Below are 15,353 nucleotides of genomic sequence, written 5' to 3'. Positions count from 1 at the left end.
AATCAATATAAAAAGTCAAATGGCGAATATTGGCAGAATTACCCAGGTTATCGGTCCGGTTGTGGACGTTAACTTTGCGGGTGAAAACGCAAAATTACCTAACATCCTCGATGCGCTTGAGGTAATCAAGGAAAACGGCCAGCGCATTGTGCTGGAAGTGCAGCAGCACCTGGGTGAAGATCGTGTACGTACCATTGCGATGGACTCTACTGAAGGCCTTACGCGCGGTGCACAGGTAAATGACCTGGGCGGCCCGATTACAATGCCTACTGGCGATTCTATTAACGGTCGTCTGTTCAACGTAATCGGCGAAGCGATCGATGGTATTCCACAGCCTGTTTCTACTACGCGTCTGCCAATTCACCGCGCTGCGCCTCGTTTTGAAGAACTGGCAACATCTTCCGAAATTCTTTATACTGGTATCAAGGTAATTGACCTGTTGGCCCCTTATGTAAAAGGTGGTAAAATTGGTTTGTTCGGTGGTGCCGGTGTAGGCAAGACAGTACTTATCATGGAGCTGGTAAACAACATTGCAAAGGCTTACTCTGGTCTTTCTGTGTTTGCTGGTGTTGGTGAGCGTACACGTGAAGGAAATGACTTGCTTCGCGAATTCCTGGAGTCAGACATTATCCGTTACGGTGCAGAGTTCAAGCACTCCATGGAAGCTGGCGGATGGGACCTGTCTAAAGTGGACATGGCTGAGCTGGAGAAATCTCAGGCAACGCTCGTGTTCGGTCAGATGAACGAGCCTCCTGGGGCACGTGCACGTGTGGCCCTGTCAGGTCTTACAATCGCTGAAAACTTCCGTGATGGTGACGGTACTGGTGCTGGTCGTGACATCCTGTTCTTTATTGACAACATCTTCCGCTTTACGCAGGCAGGTTCTGAAGTATCAGCCCTTCTTGGTCGTATGCCATCAGCGGTAGGTTACCAGCCAACGCTGGCAACAGAGATGGGTGCCATGCAGGAGCGTATCACGTCAACTAAGCGTGGTTCCATTACATCTGTACAGGCCGTTTACGTACCTGCGGATGACTTGACTGACCCTGCTCCAGCGACAACGTTCGCTCACTTGGACGCCACTACAGTACTTTCCCGTAAGATTGCCGAGCTTGGTATCTACCCTGCGGTGGATCCACTGGACTCTACTTCACGTATCCTTTCTGCTGACGTACTTGGTGAAGACCATTACGGTACAGCACAGCGCGTGAAAGAGATCCTGCAGCGTTACAAAGAACTTCAGGATATCATCGCCATCCTTGGTATGGACGAACTTTCTGAAGAAGATAAGCAGGTTGTACACAGAGCGCGCCGTGTGCAGCGTTTCCTGTCTCAGCCGTTCCACGTTGCCGAGCAGTTCACTGGCCTAGCCGGTGTTCTTGTAGACATTAAAGACACCATCCGTGGCTTCAACGAGATCATGGACGGTAAGTACGATCACCTTCCTGAGGCTGCCTTCAACCTGGTTGGTTCCATTGAAGACGCCGTAGCCAAAGGTGAGAAAATGATGGCTGAAGCAAAATAGATTTCTTAGTTAAAAGTTAAGAGTTGAAAGGTAAGAGTTGGTTTTCCAGCAATGACTTTGAACTCTTAACTCTAAACTCTTAACTAGAAAAGATGTATTTAGAGATAATCACACCAGATAAGAAGGTTTTTGCCGGTGAAGTTGAGTCCGCGCAGTTTCCGGGCGCAAACGGTTCGTTTGAAGTGCTGGACTCGCACGCTCCCCTTATCAGCACCCTCGAAAATGGCAGAATCCGTATCACTACCGCACAAGGACAAACGTTCTATACTGTGGATGGTGGTGTGGTAGAAGTGCTGAACAACAAAATCATCGTACTGGCTGAGTCAGCCACTGCATAGTACAGCATTAGCTAAAACATAAAAAATCCCCTTCTGTTCGGAAAGAGCAGAAGGGGATTTTTGTTTTACCCGGTGTGGTTAAAAGAAGGTTGATCCCGGGTACAGGTATACGATTTCACAAGGGGCTATACCGGAATGTGAAGTGAATAGATATTGGGCTAATTGCTGATATTGGTTGGAGCTTCAGTTTTGACGCGTTTGTATGTCAGGCCAGGTCCGTCGCATATATTCCAGGAGTTGTGCAGTTCTTTATCAGACACTATGGCTAATGTCTCCTTGAGGTCATTGCTACATGTGCCGATGATAGAGTTTGGTGTCGCGTATGTAAGAACTAAATAGGTCCTGTCATCTGAATCAAATTTCTCGGTTTTAAATGTACCGGAGGCCTCTGTTGTAGTGCCATCCTGTTGACGGTATTCTTGAAAGCTCCGTCAGCGTAGAGCAAGTAATACTCCTGCCACGACATACTAGCGCCAGTCAATGGTTTAACATTTGCAATACTACCTGACATGCTAACGAGCTGCCACTTCTGGGGATATTGATCAAGACCAAATTGATCCGACTTTGTCATCAGTTCGTCTTCTTTTGCACAAGAAAAGAAGATACAAGCTATAAATGTGATGAGCAGGAAGTTTTTCATGATATACGGGGCTTAGCGGTTCAAACATATGACCCTCAAAAGCTGATAACCGTTGCATTGCCCTTAAGCAAAGTTTTCGGGAGTTAGTCGATTTAAAATGCAGTGCCTATACCCAGGTATAAAGTTTCAGGATAGCCTATTCCAGCCCGGAACAGAAATCTGCCGGTAGGCTTCTGGAAGCGATATCCCACTGCCCCGGTGGGCCGGATGTCAACATAGTCTGACTTCGAGGGCCGAGGCTCTGCAAGGTAGTCGCTTATGGCTTTAGCATTATCATAGGCACTTCTGTCGACCATGCGGGCGAATCCGAAGTTTAGTTCGAGGTGGCTGTTCTTTTTACCTGTCAGTGTACCAAGCAGCAACGACTGGTATGGGCCTCCAGACGACCAGACGCCCCAACCTCCAAAACCAGCCTTAGCCCATAAACCAAGAATAGAGCCTTCCTTGCTGGTTAACAGCATCCGTTCGTAGCTCAGGTTGTAGGCTCCCATCAGCCCGACAGTTCCGACTGTCGCAAGTAGGGCGTTCTTTCTGAATTTTGCGTTGTCAGCTGTAGTGCCTTGTTCCTGAGCGTAGGTATGTGAGCAAAAGAGGCAAAGCGCTGTAAGAGCTATTAATATCCTGTTCCTGGTCATGGAGAGAGCGATTATTAGCTTAAGGCTAAGGCTTCATGATTGGCATCGGAAAGACAATCGTAGAGTCTGGTTTTAGGGCCAGTATGGGAAACCGTAAGTTAGAGTCAGGTTCCATAATAGGCATTTGGGATATTCGCTCAGCGGCCACTTTCCCGTTAGCGCTTGTTGCAGGCATCTTCGGAAACAGGCTATACCTGCTGCCTGGTTTCCCAAGTGAATTTAATTTATCAGAAGAAGAGTTCTTCCCCAGGTAGTCTAACTTCAACGTGTTCTTGAGTGGCTTTAATCGCAGTTGGGGTCGATCAAGGTCCTGTGCTTGGACTGAAAAAGACAGTAATGTCAGTCCAGCAATGGTAAAAATTGTTTTCATCATTTGAGCAGTTGAATAAGGCTTTTGAAAATACCAACCTGAGTAACTTCGTATTATAGATCTATAAAAGTCGGTACTTTACTATTAATCGTTGAGAAGAAGCTTAGAGGACTAAGCCTCTCTAAATATAGCCAAATCTTAATTCTATTATAAAATAAACTGCACTTTTTATAAGATATTGTAGAGCATCGCAAAGTTGATTTACAAAATTTCCAACTCCACATCGCCGCCAACCGGGAAACCTACGCAGGTGAGCGTTAACCCTTTATCTATATCACGCTCCGTGAGTACCTCGTTGTATGACATCCATACCTTGCCTTGAAGCACCTTCGCCAGGCAACTGCCACACTTGCCCGTTTCGCAGCTATAAGGCATGGGGATGCCTGCCTGGCGGGCACTTTGTAGTATGTTGTTGGGGTAGCGAGAAGTAAGTTGGTGTGTGTTGCCGCCAATATGCAAAGTGACGTTATGGGCAGCCGTGTCAGGTGGCATGAGTTTGGCGGGCTTGCGGATATCCGTGTTGAATATCTCTTTGCGGATGTTGCTCTCCGGTACACCGAACTGGCGCAACGCAAACGACATCAGGCGCATGTAATTATCCGGGCCGCAGATATAAAATAGTTGCTCTGAATGCGGTGCTCTGGAGAGTGAGCTTATAAAACGCTGGAGCAGGTCTTTGTGCAGTCGTGCCCGGCTTAGGTCGGGGGAGTTGCTGAACAGAAACTCAGCATGAAACCTGTCCGGAAAATTAGCTGCCAATTGCTGCAGGGGTTCTAAGAACATGGCTTTCTCCGGAAAACTATTGCTGTAAAGCAGCACAGCCGATAATTCCGGGCGGGCATGCAGCAGCGTCTTGAGTAGTGAATAAATGGGTGTGATGCCACTACCAGCTGCCAGAAAGAATAGCTGTTTATAAGTTGTGCCTTCATCCGGCAAGGTAAAGAGACCAGCCGCCCCGGTCGAAATCAACTTATCGCCGACACGGGCATTGTCGATGAGCATACGAGAGAACAGGCCGTTCTCAATGCGCTTTACACCAATGGTAAGCGGCTCCTGCAGCACTGGGGAGGAGGTGATGGAGTAGGAACGACGGACTTCACCGTGTGAGCTGTGGTGCACCAGAGTGATGTATTGGCCGGCTTTGTAGTTGAGGGGCTTACCATTCTCAGGCTCCAGCACAAATGTCTTCACGCTGGGTGCCTCCTCCTGTATGTGGCGGATGATCAGGCTGCGGTAGTGTCTGTTATCGTCAGGTATAGGGTGTGTCATTTTTTGTTTTCGAAACTTATTGGCTATACGGGTCCAACAGCCTTGGGTGAAAGTAAAAGCTTTGTCTTGCCTCAAAAATAAACAGGTTTGCCGGTCTATTTCCAAATCATGCCTATCTTTAACGAAGAAATACGCTATACCTGACCATGGCACAAATCCATCCGAAAACTACGCCCATCTACCAGACTTCGGTCTTCACCTTCGAAGACCTGAATGACCTGGAACTATACTTTGAGCAGCCGGACCAAAAGTACATGTATACCCGCTACGGCAATCCCAACTCTGATGAGTTGGCCGAGGAGGTAAACAAACTGGAAGAAGGGGCAGGGGCTGTGGCCACCTCGTCAGGTATGTCGGCTATCCTGACGGCTGTGCTTACCTATTGCCAGTCAGGCGACCACCTGCTGTGCGCTGAGGAAATCTACGGCGGTTCGGCAGCCTTGCTGTCGCAGGAACTAACCCGCATGGGGATAGCAGTTAGCTACGTACCGAGCCAGGAGCTCTATACCCTGGATGGGCATGTAAAGGAAAATACAAAGCTGTTATTGGCAGAGACCATGAGCAATCCGCTGCTACAGGTGGTGGATCTCCAGCGACTCTCAGCCGAAACCAAGCGTGTAGGTATAAAACTGCTTGTAGACAATACTTTCGCCACACCGGTCATCACCAAGCCGCTACACCTCGGTGCTGACATGGTGATTCATAGCGTGACCAAGTACCTGTCGGGACACAGCGACGTGACGGCGGGTACTGTGGTAGCAGCCAAAGCAGAGGATATGGAGCGCAGCAGGCAAATCATGCGGGTATACGGCCTTAACCTGAGCCCATTTGAAAGCTGGCTGGCTGCCCGTGGTCTGAAAACGCTACAGGTGCGCATGAAGCAGCACTGCTTCAATGCGATGGCAGTAGCTGAGTTTTTGTGCCGCCACCCCAAAGTGAAGCAGGTATGGTACCCGGGGCTGCCGCAACACCCACAACATAATCTGTCTAAAGCTCAGGGGTGCGGTATGTTTGGAGGGATGCTTTCTTTCCGTCTCGAAGATGATTTGGAAACAGTTAACAGCTTCATGAAGGCGCTGCAGCATATTCCGTTTGCCCCATCGCTGGCAGGTGTGAGCAGCTCCATATCCCACCCGCTCCGTACTTCACACCGCAGCCTTAACCCAGAGCAACAGCAGAAGCTGGGCATCACGCTTGGGGTTATTCGTCTGTCGGTAGGTATAGAGGAAACCGTAGAATTGCTGGCTGACCTGGCGCAGGCACTGGAGAAAACAAAATAAGTTTGGGAGTTTAAGAATAAGAAAATTTGGGAGGAAGTATACCTAAACCTGGAGTGACAGGTATAGGCATTGGCTGGACCGCCTCACAAGATCAATTTCATACCTATGCTGGATTTTCCGAATGCTAAAATAAACCTGGGCTTGCTGGTGACGGAGAAGCGACCGGACGGATTTCATAATCTGGAGTCGTGTTTCTACCCGGTGCAATGGTGCGATGCCCTGGAGATTGTGCAGGCAGACGAACTGGCGTTCACCATGAGCGGACTGCCAGTGCCTGGTAACCCTGACAGTAACCTATGCCTAAAGGCCTATAAACTGCTGCAGCAGGACTTTCAGCTACCACCGGTGCACATGCACTTGCACAAGGTCATTCCGATGGGAGCGGGTCTTGGAGGCGGTTCTTCAGATGCTGCTTTCACGCTAAAGCAACTCAACACACTTTTCGAACTTAACCTGACTCCTGAAAACCTGGAGGATTACGCTCGCCAGCTTGGGAGTGACTGTGCCTTTTTTATCCGGAACGAGCCTGTAGTGGCAGTGGAGAAAGGGGATATGTTTAAGCCGACATCCGTAAACCTAAGTGGCTATACCTGTGTGCTGGTATACCCTGGGCTACACATTACTACTGCCGAAGCTTATGGCAATATCGTCCCCCAAAAGCCGAGCTGCGGTATAGAGATGTACCTGAAGCAGGATGTGGAGGTATGGAAAGAAGTGCTCAAAAATGATTTTGAAGAAGCGCTTTTCCCAAGCTATCCGGAGCTGGCAGGTATAAAGTCACAACTCTATAACGCAGGTGCCGACTATGCTTCTATGACGGGCTCAGGATCGACGGTATACGGCCTTTTTAAAAAGGAACCAGCCGAGCTAGTCTTTCCCGGCCACTACCTTCTCTGGAAAGGCTTGCTTTAACTTTTTGCGGCGCTCGGTGTAGGTATCCAGTACCGGGTGAATGAACACACTGAGCAGGATGATGGTAGCTCCAATATAGAAATTGGAAGTCATCTGCTCATTCTCGTTGAAAATAAGCCACGCCAGCAGGATGCCATAAATCGGCTCCATGTTCACAGTCAGGTTCACGGTATAAGCCGATATCTTTTGCATCAATCTCACTGAGGCGGTATAGGCATATACTGTACATACCACTGCCAATAGTAACAGGTATACCCAGTCCATACCGTTCATGGTAAAGTTTAGCGTACCTGTCTCCGTAAACAAGTCAGCATATATCGGGAAGAACAGCGCCGTACCGATACAGGCCCCTGTCATTTCGTAAGCGGTGATGGTCGTGGATGGATGCTTCTTGGCCAGGCGAGCGTTGATGATTGTGAAGATCGCCCCCAGCAGTGCAGAACCCACCGCCATACCAATGCCCAGCATGTTGTCAAATTCTGTTTCGGCCTGAAAAATAATGTAGAGGCCCATCAGGATGATAAGTCCCAGCAGGATTTCGTGAATTTTGAGTTTTTTGCTCGTGAAGGCAGGTTCCAGTAGGGCTGTCCACAAGCTACAGGTGGCCATACCTACCAGGCAAAGTGAAACGGAGGAGATACGTGCAGAGGCAAAAAACAGGATCCAATGCGCGGAGATCATCAGCCCAACTCCCATGATAATGAATAGGTTCTTGCGCCCCAGCCAGAACTGCGTCTTGCGACGGTAAATGATAGCGCCCAGTGCCAGTGCGGCAATCAGCGTGCGGAGAAACACCAGCTCTACTGCCGGAATGGTGATCAGTTTGCCAAGTATGGCTGTGAAGCCCCATAACAATACAATGAAATGGAGCTCAATAAAATCCTTAAGACGCGGCATTAGCGTGGAATATAACGATAGAGTAGAAAGCCTATACCTGTAAAAATAACACTCGGCACCCAGGCCGCATACATAGGTTCCAGGTCACCGACCTGCGCCAGGCTGCGGCTTGTGATCACAAAAATAATGAACACGAAGGCCAGGAAGAAGCCCAGCGCAATCTGCATACCGACGCCACCGCGTGCCTTGCGGGCACTCACGATCACCCCGATCACAGTCAGGATAATGATGGCAAAAGGATAGCTGTAGCGCTCGTATTTCTCGATCAGGTAGGTTTCAATATCATCAGCACCACGGTTGATCTTTTCATCGATAAAACGGTTCAGTTCCGGTAAGGTCATGGTCTGCTCCAGCTTGTAGGTGCTCTCGAAGTCTTTGGGCAGCATGTTGAGTGTCGTGTCCAGGGCGCCGCCGTGGTAGATGCTCTCGTTCTCACCGTCGAAGGTGCGCAAGGTATAGCGGTCCACTCGCCACTTCTGGATCTCCGGATTCCACTGTACGCTGCTGGCCGTTAGCTTTTTGCTCAGGTTAGTGCCTTTTATCTCCTCAATGGCAAAGTTGTACCCCACGTGCGCTGTGTTGTTGTAGCTCTCCATGTACACGTAAGTGTCAGGCGCTATTTTGAGGTGAATGTTGCGACTGTCGTAGGTAAAGGGGCTCTTCACGTACTTCACCTGAAAGGCCACACTCTCTTTATTTGAGTTCGGGATCACCCAGCCAATCAGACCAAAGATAACAGCACCAATAATAGTAGCCCCTATCAGGTAAGGCACCAGGAAACGCTTGAAGCTCACACCACCGCTCAGGATAGCCACGATCTCTGTGTGCGAGGCCATCTTAGAGGTTACAAACACCGTCGCGATGAACACCGTGATCGGGCTCAGCATGTTCGCATAGAACGGAATCAGGTGGATGTAATAATCGAAGATGATCTCTGAAATGGGCACATTGTGCTTGATGAAGTCGTCGTTCTTCTCCGTGAAGTCAATCACCAGAATCACCGAGACCATAATCAGCACCGTGAACACATACGTGGTCAGGAACTTCTTCAGGATGTATTTGTCAATTAGCTTCAAGACGTTGTCTTAAGTTAGAAAATTAAAAAGTTAAAAAGTTAGAAGGTGGTGGAATCGACGTTAGAATGTAAAAGCCTTTTTGCTGTAATCAACTTTTTAACTTTCTAACTTCCCAATCTTCTAATTTAAAGCCTTACCATTAGTTTCTTCACCATCACGTCTTTCCAGTCACGGAAAGTGCCGGCGATGATGTGCTGGCGTGCCTGCTTCACCAACCAGAGGTAGAACGTCAGGTTGTGCACGCTGGCGATCTGCCCGGCCAGGTATTCACCACTGTGAACCAGGTGGCGCAGGTAAGCCTTGCTGTAGAACGTGCTGACATAGCCGCCTAGTTCCGCATCAATCGGGCTGTGGTCGGTGGCCCACTTCTGGTTGCGTATGTTGATGATGCCCTGCGTGGTGAACAGCATGCCGTTTCGGGCATTGCGGGTTGGCAGTACGCAGTCAAACATATCCACACCCAAGGCAATATTTTCAAGTATGTTGGCCGGTGTGCCTACACCCATCAGGTAGCGGGGCTTGTCGGCCGGCAGGATGTCACACACGATCTCAGTCATCTCGTACATCATCTCGGCAGGTTCGCCTACTGACAGACCGCCAATGGCATTACCTTCGCGGCCAAAGCTGGCGATGGTCTCAGCGGACTGCACACGCAAGTCCTTGTAGGTGCTGCCCTGCACGATCGGGAAGAGCGTCTGGTCATAGCCGTACTTCGGCTCGGTGCTGTCAAAACGGTCGACGCAGCGCTGCAACCAGCGGTGTGTACGCTCCATTGAGTTCTTGGCGTAGGTATAGTCGCAAGGGTAGGGCGTACACTCGTCAAAGGCCATGATGATATCGGCGCCAATGGTGCGCTGCGTGTCCATTACGTTCTCGGGAGTGAAATCCAGTGCCGAGCCATCGATATGGGACTTGAACTTTACACCTTCCTCTTTGATCTTGCGCGTACCGGCCAGCGAAAACACCTGGTAGCCGCCGCTGTCGGTCAGGATAGGACGGTCCCAGCCATTGAACTTGTGCAAGCCACCGGCCTGCTCGAGTATGTTCAGGCCAGGTCGCAGGTATAGATGGTAGGTATTACCCAGAATAATCTCGGCCTTGATGTCCTCTTTGAGTTCGCGCTGGTGAACCGCTTTCACGGTGCCTGCCGTACCTACGGGCATGAAAATCGGGGTTTCGATGGCACCATGGGCTGTTTGCACTACGCCGGCACGGGCTTTTGACTGTATATCTTTCGCTACTAATGAAAACTCCATGGTCTTTGATTGTCAGCGCTGTATGCTACAAGAAGCACGCCAACTAGTTCAGCGGCACGGATGCCGCTCGTTATTGCTAAAGGGTTATCGAAATAATCTGCAAAGATACAAAGCGTGAGAGCACAAACATAAACAATTATTAAATCGCGCAAATGTTCCTAAATGGCTTAATTATACCTATTTTTGATTGGTTAAACCGGTGGTAGCGGTATGTGCGGTCTGGTGTGTTGGGCTATCAACAATTTAACCATTAACAATTCAACGATTAGCAAGATTTGATTCCACTTATACTCCTGGCAGTGCTGGCTTTTTGCGTGCTGGTGCAGCTATACTATGCTTTGTTCTACTTCCTGCCCCTGAGCAGGTATACCGACCCGGAGCCGGACATCCAGCGGCCTGTGTCGGTGATCGTGGCGGCTCATAATGAGCAGGACAATCTGTTTGAGCTCCTGCCCATGCTGCTCGACCAGCAGTACCCTGAGTTTGAGGTTATTCTGGTGAACGACCGCTCTGACGACGACACCGAGTTTTATGTGTATGAACTGGAGAGACAGTTCGATAATTTCAGGGTAGTAACGATCAAAAAAACACCGGAGTATTTAAATCCGAAGAAATACGCCTTAGCATTGGGTATACGCGCCGCTAGGTACGAACACATGCTGTTCACAGACGCCGACTGCCGCCCTTGCAGCGAACACTGGATAGAGAAAATGCAAAGTGGCTATCAGGCTGGTGCTGATTTGGTTATAGGTTATTCTCCTTACAAAAAGTTAAGTGGTTTTTTGAATCATCTTATCCGATATGAAACCTTACTGACCGCAATTCAGTATCTGTCTCATGCAAACAAAGGACACGCTTACATGGGCGTCGGCCGAAACTTATCGTATACTAAGTCATGTTTCTTTAGAAACAAGGGGTTTGCATCTCATATCAAGACTACTGGCGGCGACGATGATCTTTTTGTCAGAGATGCCGTCAACAATAGTAAAGCAAGCATTGTTATCAGCAAGGAAGGGCAAACAATCAGTATTCCCAAAAAGACGTTTCGGGAATGGCTGATACAAAAGAGAAGGCACATGGCCGCCGGCAGGCAGTACAATGCGGCAGACAGAGGAAGGATAGGGGCTTTTATTTCATCCAATATTCTTTTTTACACGCTAGTAATTATTCTTCTTGTTCTAAATAGCCATTTGACTATATTGGCTGCGCTCATCGGGATTCGCTATCTGATAGTGTTCCCGATCTATGTAAGCGTAGCTCGCAGACTTGACGAAGAGGTATCTTTGCCGTTGTTGCCGCTGCTCGATATTGCCTATTTTTTTAGTTACCTGCTCCTTGGGGTATCCGTAGTATTGAACAAACGAATCAGATGGAAGTAAACAAACAATTCTCCGCAAAAGCGAAACACGATTTCAAACTGATACAGGCGGCTGTTGAAGAAAACGATGAGAAAGCTTATGCTGAGTTGATGAGCATCTATAAAAAGCCGGTATATCACGTGGTACTCAAAATGGTTCGCAACGCCGACGATGCGGAGGACCTGACCATAGAGGCTTTTGCCAAAGCTTTTCGCAACCTGCATAAGTTTAACCCGGAGTATGCCTTCAGTACCTGGCTGTTCCGTATCGCCACCAACAACTGCATCGACTTTATCCGTAAGAACCGCATCAAGACGATGAGCATCGACTCAGCGATCAAGATCGACAATGGCGATGAGATCACGATCGACTTCAAAGACAAAAACCTCAACCCGCAGGAAGAGGCGATCAAAAACCAGAAAATCGAGATCATGCAGTACGTGGTAGCCAAGCTGCCCGAAAAGTACCAGCGCCTCGTAACACTGCGCTACTTCAACGAACTGTCATACGAAGAGATCGCTACCGAACTGAACGCCCCACTTGGCACTGTAAAAGCCCAACTGCACCGCGCCCGCGAGTTGCTCTATGACATGGTGAAGAACAAGAAGCACTTGATTTAATCGTTTATCGCTAATTGCTTTTTAGACAATCATTTTGTGATCCGGCAATCAGCAATGAATAATTAAAGATAAAAATATTGATTACGTTTTTAGAGCCCCTGTTGCTTTGTGCGGCGGGGGCTCTATTTTTGGGCTGATTTCCGGACTTATTTCATACTTTTGCAGTGCCTCTGGCTACAGCAGGGCACTACCAGAAGATCAGCTATACCTTGCCATAACAGACGATGCGAAACCTAAGCGAAGCCATGCTGGAACGAATGGGCCGCCTTCATCTATACCTGCGATACAGGGGAAGGGGTGAGCAAGAGCTACATCGCAAGTACGAAGGCCAGTACCGCAACGCCGGGCTTGTGTTGCTCTTTGATCTCTTCATGGCCTTGGCCGTAGTGGTAGTAGTAGCCGTATTGGCAGGTATAGTATACCTACTGACAAGTTAGAAAGAGAATGAGACGTATAATTAACTCTGTGCTTTCAAACTCTTAAAATCTCAAATTCCTAAACTCTTAAACTCAACCATGTCCATTTCCATCCGCACACTTTTGTCAGGTTATTTTCCGGAGCTTACCGAGGACCAGCTCGAAAAATATGAGCGCATGGCCGAGCTGTATCGTGAGTGGAACGAGAAGATCAATGTGATCTCACGCAAAGACATGGAGCACATCGGGGAGCACCACATTCTGCACTCACTCGGTATAGCCAAGGTGATCCAGTTTCCGGCGCAGGCCCATGTGCTGGACGTAGGTACGGGTGGCGGACTACCGGGGCTGCCATTGGCGGTGATGTTTCCGGAGGTGAAGTTTCACCTGGTAGACTCGATCGGGAAAAAGATACATGTGGTGCAGGAGATTGCCCGTGAGTTGCATCTTCATAACGTGACGGCTTCCCATACCCGCGCCGAGCAGGTGCGTGAGAAGTTCGACTTCGTGGTAAGCCGTGCCGTCACTCGTTTGGCTAATTTCTATCCTTGGGTAATGAACAGCTTCAAGAAAGAGTCTATACCTAACAAAGGCATCTATTACCTCAAAGGTGGCGACCTGCAGGAAGAGATAGCCGAATCAGGTTTGATTACGCAGGTATACGACCTGAGGGATTATTTCACAGAGGAGTTCTTTGAGACCAAAAAGGTTGTTGTAGTGCCCATGCCGTAAGCCTATTCTCCATCCAGTAAGAACTTCACTGCTCTGGCCTCTGAGTAGTAAATATCATTCCTGAAATCTTCCGCAAAACCTACATGGCCGCCTCCTTCAGGTGTCTCCAGGTATAGGTATGGGTTTTCATCTGCCTCTTCGAAAGGGAAACAGGATTTGGTTAAGAACGGATCGTTTTGGGCATTTACCAGTAACGTTGGCACCTGTATGCTTTTCAGAAACTGCTTGCTGCTGGAGCGCTTGTAGTAATCCTCTGCATTTTTGAAGCCATGGAGCGGAGCCGTGTACTTGTCATCAAACTCCGGAAAGGACCAGAACAGACTGTAATTGCTTAGGTCCAAAGCATCCGGGTACATTTCCTTTTTCTGTTCCAACTTCTGGCCCAAGGATTTTAGAAAACGCTGGGTATAGATCTTGGAGATACGCTTTGCTGAGCTTTTGAGGTCGATGGGCACTGAAAAAACCGATGCCCGCTTTACCTCAGAAGGCACCTGTGCCGGATCTTCGCCCAGGTACTTTAGACTGATATTACCGCCAGCGCTAAAACCGATCAGGTATACGGTTTCATAATTGCCCACATTTAAGGCGTGGCGCACCACAAAGTCGAGGTCATCGGAAGCACCCAGGTGGTAGGAGCGAAGGAGCTTATTCGGCTCGCCACTGCAGCTGCGGTAGTTCCAGGCCAGCGCATCCACTCCGCGTTCGTTCAGCGCTTTTACCATGCCCATGATGTAAGGTCGGTGCGAGTCGCCTTCCAATCCATGCGAGAGCACAGCCAGCGACCGGGACTTAACCTGTGACCAGTCCGCGTCTATAAAATCATCATCAGGGGTGATAAGCCGTTCGCGGTGGTATGTCACTCCTTCCACTTGCCTGAACAAACTGGGCACAATTGTCTGGATGTGTCCGTTGAAGAGGTAGAATGGGGGTTTATGCTGTGACGGTAAAATTGGCATTGGGTATAAGGGTATTTTGTAATCTGTACGAAAACGCTAAAATTACAGTCTTTCTATATGTAGCGCCATATAAGTGGCACACTTTTACGTATTCTTTACTATAAGACCAACAGAACATAAGATGATGAAGTTTAATAAAAATATAAAATCATGGCTACTGGTCTGCCTGATGGCGGGCTTTGTAATGGCTTGTTCTTCCGATACGCGGCACAGTGCCAATCGGGATGTAGAGGAGTTTTCGGCCTGGGTGGATGAAAACAGTACACGCGCTGAAACTGCTACTGAGGAAGAGTGGAATGAAATGGAAGCGGAGTATAATCGCAGGGCCACTGAAATAGAAAAGCGAAGCGCCGACTGGGACGATCAAACCAAAGCGGAATGGGAAAAGGTGCAAACCCAATGGCAGGAAACCGTAGGCCGATCCGAGACACGCTTCAGAGCCTCAGAGGTTGAACCAGAGTTTGATACCGAGCGTAAAGAAGCCGTACAATAGGTTACTATATATAGAAATGCTATACAGTTATATGCATTGCTTTGAATATTCATATTCTGCAGTTTGTTTAATGCGTATAAACCACTATAAACAACGATAATTATCAAATGAATATAAAATCAAATCTCAAAACACTAGGTATAGCGCTAACAGTTAGTGCATTTACCTTTGCTTGTAACTCTGAAACTCGTACTGAAACGAATAACGAGATTGACGAGGCACAGGTGGAAATGAACGAAACCGGTGTAGAAGCTGAACGTGAGTATGATGAATTCGCCTTGTGGGTGAATGATCAGTCTTCTCGTGCTGAAACAGCTTCTGAGGAGGAATGGCGTGAGATGAGAACCGAGTATAACAGACGTGAAGCTGAGCTTGACGCCAGAAGTGAAACTTGGGATGATGAAGCCAAGAGAGAATGGCAGGAAGTAAAAGACAGCTGGAAGCGTACCGAAGACAAAGTACAGAAGCGCCTTGGTGACGTGGATGTTGATGTAGACGTAGAAAGAAGAAATAACTAAACGGATTTTTGGTTAAAGAGCAAGCCTGAGGCTGCAGCGTGAGCTGTGGACTCAGGCTTTTC

The 15,353-nt window shown here is 48.6% G+C and carries 18 protein-coding genes; 11 read left to right on the top strand and 7 right to left on the bottom strand.

Annotation, left to right across the window (positions count from 1 at the left end):
- Positions 1-19: 19 nt before the first annotated feature.
- Both atpD and atpC read left to right on the top strand, forming a co-directional pair.
- Positions 20-1,525 carry a F0F1 ATP synthase subunit beta gene (gene atpD / locus AC5FX6_RS14070; protein WP_493597692.1) on the top strand — a complete coding sequence of 502 codons (1,506 nt, stop codon included), beginning with the start codon at positions 20-22 and terminating at the stop codon, positions 1,523-1,525.
- Positions 1,526-1,617: 92 nt separating this feature from the next.
- Complete coding sequence (gene atpC / locus AC5FX6_RS14065; protein WP_493597691.1) at positions 1,618-1,863, top strand: ATP synthase F1 subunit epsilon; 246 nt, start codon at positions 1,618-1,620, stop codon at positions 1,861-1,863.
- A gap of 331 nt (positions 1,864-2,194) precedes the next feature.
- Here the strand turns inward: atpC and AC5FX6_RS14060 are convergent, their stop codons facing one another.
- Both AC5FX6_RS14060 and AC5FX6_RS14055 read right to left on the bottom strand, forming a co-directional pair.
- On the bottom strand, positions 2,195-2,503 hold the full coding sequence (locus tag AC5FX6_RS14060; protein WP_493597690.1) for a hypothetical protein: 309 nt from the start codon (positions 2,501-2,503) through the stop codon (positions 2,195-2,197).
- Positions 2,504-2,595: 92 nt separating this feature from the next.
- Positions 2,596-3,138, bottom strand: coding sequence for a hypothetical protein (locus tag AC5FX6_RS14055; RefSeq protein WP_493597689.1), 543 nt, complete (start codon positions 3,136-3,138; stop codon positions 2,596-2,598).
- Positions 3,139-3,173: 35 nt separating this feature from the next.
- Between AC5FX6_RS14055 and AC5FX6_RS14050 the strand changes: the two genes are divergently transcribed.
- Positions 3,174-3,392, top strand: a complete 219-nt coding sequence (locus AC5FX6_RS14050) for a hypothetical protein (RefSeq protein ID WP_493597688.1) — start codon at positions 3,174-3,176, stop codon at positions 3,390-3,392.
- 317 nt (positions 3,393-3,709) lie between these two features.
- Here the strand turns inward: AC5FX6_RS14050 and AC5FX6_RS14045 are convergent, their stop codons facing one another.
- The gene (locus AC5FX6_RS14045; RefSeq protein ID WP_493597687.1) at positions 3,710-4,777 is read right to left on the bottom strand and encodes a 2Fe-2S iron-sulfur cluster-binding protein; all 1,068 of its coding nucleotides are present in this window, start codon (positions 4,775-4,777) and stop codon (positions 3,710-3,712) included.
- Between the two features lie 146 nt (positions 4,778-4,923).
- Between AC5FX6_RS14045 and AC5FX6_RS14040 the strand changes: the two genes are divergently transcribed.
- Positions 4,924-6,057 carry a trans-sulfuration enzyme family protein gene (locus AC5FX6_RS14040; protein ID WP_493597686.1) on the top strand — a complete coding sequence of 378 codons (1,134 nt, stop codon included), beginning with the start codon at positions 4,924-4,926 and terminating at the stop codon, positions 6,055-6,057.
- 105 nt (positions 6,058-6,162) lie between these two features.
- Positions 6,163-6,969 carry a 4-(cytidine 5'-diphospho)-2-C-methyl-D-erythritol kinase gene (ispE, locus tag AC5FX6_RS14035; protein WP_493597685.1) on the top strand — a complete coding sequence of 269 codons (807 nt, stop codon included), beginning with the start codon at positions 6,163-6,165 and terminating at the stop codon, positions 6,967-6,969.
- Here the strand turns inward: ispE and AC5FX6_RS14030 are convergent.
- The 3 genes from AC5FX6_RS14030 to tgt form a co-directional block, all read right to left on the bottom strand.
- Positions 6,925-7,866: a DMT family transporter gene (locus AC5FX6_RS14030; RefSeq protein WP_493597684.1), complete on the bottom strand. Its 942-nt coding sequence runs from the start codon at positions 7,864-7,866 to the stop codon at positions 6,925-6,927. The genes ispE and AC5FX6_RS14030 overlap by 45 nt on opposite strands.
- Positions 7,866-8,942, bottom strand: coding sequence for an LptF/LptG family permease (locus tag AC5FX6_RS14025; protein ID WP_493597683.1), 1,077 nt, complete (start codon positions 8,940-8,942; stop codon positions 7,866-7,868). Before AC5FX6_RS14025 ends, AC5FX6_RS14030 begins: the two co-directional genes overlap by 1 nt.
- Positions 8,943-9,067: 125 nt before the next feature.
- Positions 9,068-10,198, bottom strand: coding sequence for a tRNA guanosine(34) transglycosylase Tgt (gene tgt, locus AC5FX6_RS14020; protein ID WP_493597682.1), 1,131 nt, complete (start codon positions 10,196-10,198; stop codon positions 9,068-9,070).
- A 275-nt stretch (positions 10,199-10,473) separates the two neighbouring features.
- Here tgt and AC5FX6_RS14015 point away from each other — a divergent pair, with 275 nt between their 5' ends.
- From AC5FX6_RS14015 to rsmG, 4 genes are all read left to right on the top strand, one after another.
- Positions 10,474-11,577, top strand: a complete 1,104-nt coding sequence (locus AC5FX6_RS14015) for a glycosyltransferase (protein ID WP_493597681.1) — start codon at positions 10,474-10,476, stop codon at positions 11,575-11,577.
- Entirely contained in the window at positions 11,568-12,176 is a 609-nt protein-coding gene (locus AC5FX6_RS14010; protein ID WP_007659731.1) for an RNA polymerase sigma factor, read from the top strand. Before AC5FX6_RS14015 ends, AC5FX6_RS14010 begins: the two co-directional genes overlap by 10 nt.
- A gap of 224 nt (positions 12,177-12,400) precedes the next feature.
- Positions 12,401-12,613, top strand: coding sequence for a hypothetical protein (locus AC5FX6_RS14005; RefSeq protein WP_493597680.1), 213 nt, complete (start codon positions 12,401-12,403; stop codon positions 12,611-12,613).
- Between the two features lie 78 nt (positions 12,614-12,691).
- A complete protein-coding gene (rsmG, locus tag AC5FX6_RS14000; protein ID WP_493597679.1) occupies positions 12,692-13,324 on the top strand; it encodes a 16S rRNA (guanine(527)-N(7))-methyltransferase RsmG in 633 nt (210 codons plus the stop codon).
- Between the two features lie 2 nt (positions 13,325-13,326).
- On the opposite strand, the gene AC5FX6_RS13995 is transcribed toward rsmG, so the two are convergent.
- Positions 13,327-14,280: a YheT family hydrolase gene (locus AC5FX6_RS13995; RefSeq protein WP_493597678.1), complete on the bottom strand. Its 954-nt coding sequence runs from the start codon at positions 14,278-14,280 to the stop codon at positions 13,327-13,329.
- Between the two features lie 121 nt (positions 14,281-14,401).
- Here AC5FX6_RS13995 and AC5FX6_RS13990 point away from each other — a divergent pair, with 121 nt between their 5' ends.
- Positions 14,402-14,773, top strand: a complete 372-nt coding sequence (locus tag AC5FX6_RS13990) for a hypothetical protein (RefSeq protein WP_493597677.1) — start codon at positions 14,402-14,404, stop codon at positions 14,771-14,773.
- Positions 14,774-14,880: 107 nt separating this feature from the next.
- A complete protein-coding gene (locus AC5FX6_RS13985; protein ID WP_493597676.1) occupies positions 14,881-15,291 on the top strand; it encodes a hypothetical protein in 411 nt (136 codons plus the stop codon).
- Positions 15,292-15,353: the final 62 nt, after the last annotated feature.

Source organism: Pontibacter sp. LHS2 (assembly GCF_058932845.1).
This window is presented reverse-complemented; position numbering and strand designations above follow the sequence as displayed.